This window comes from Corallococcus sp. RDP092CA, from assembly GCF_041903675.1.
Lineage (GTDB): Bacteria > Myxococcota > Myxococcia > Myxococcales > Myxococcaceae > Corallococcus.
Genome location: NZ_JAYESI010000113.1, coordinates 1 through 623 on the forward strand (window position 1 = coordinate 1; position 623 = coordinate 623).

At 70.1% G+C, this 623-nt stretch carries 1 protein-coding gene; it reads left to right on the top strand.

Going from position 1 to position 623, the window contains the following annotated elements; translation table 11 throughout:
- On the top strand, nt 1–623 hold a 623-nt coding region (locus U8525_RS34400), incomplete at both ends, for a serine/threonine protein kinase (protein ID WP_374270961.1).

Here is a 623-nt window from a genome sequence, read left to right on the forward strand (position 1 = left end):
GGCAAGGTCCTGGTGAAGTGCGTCCCCCTGCCGGAGGGGCCCGCGACGGAGCGCTTCCTCCGGGCTCGCGCGCGGCTGGAGGAGGAGGTGCGGCTGGCGCAGTTCCTCCAGCACCCCAACATCGCCCGCGTCCATGGCCTCTTCGAGATGAAGCACGGCCTGGGCGCCATCCTGGAGCACGTCGAGGGCTTCAGCCTGAACACCCTCCTCGACATCGCCCAACTTCGAGGGCGCTACTTCTCCGAAGCCTTCATCCTCTACGTGGGCGCGGAAGTCGCGGCGGCCCTGGCGCACGCCTCCTCGCGCACGGACGACGCGGGCAACGCCCTGGGCATCGTCAACCGCGACATCAACCCCAGTTGCATCCGCCTGCGGCCCGGCGGCGGCGTGGCGCTGACGGACTTCGGCGTGGCCTTCTCGCTGCTCCAGGGCCGTCCGTCCACGACGATGCCGCGCCCTGTCGGTGACGTCATCTACACCGCCCCCGAAGTGCTGCTGGGAGAGGCGGCGGATGCACGCTCGGACCTCTTCTCGCTGGGGCTGACGCTGCTGGAATTCGCCACGGGACGGCACCTGTACGACCCGGGAGACTTCCACCCGGAGGACGCGCCCTTCCGACGCTC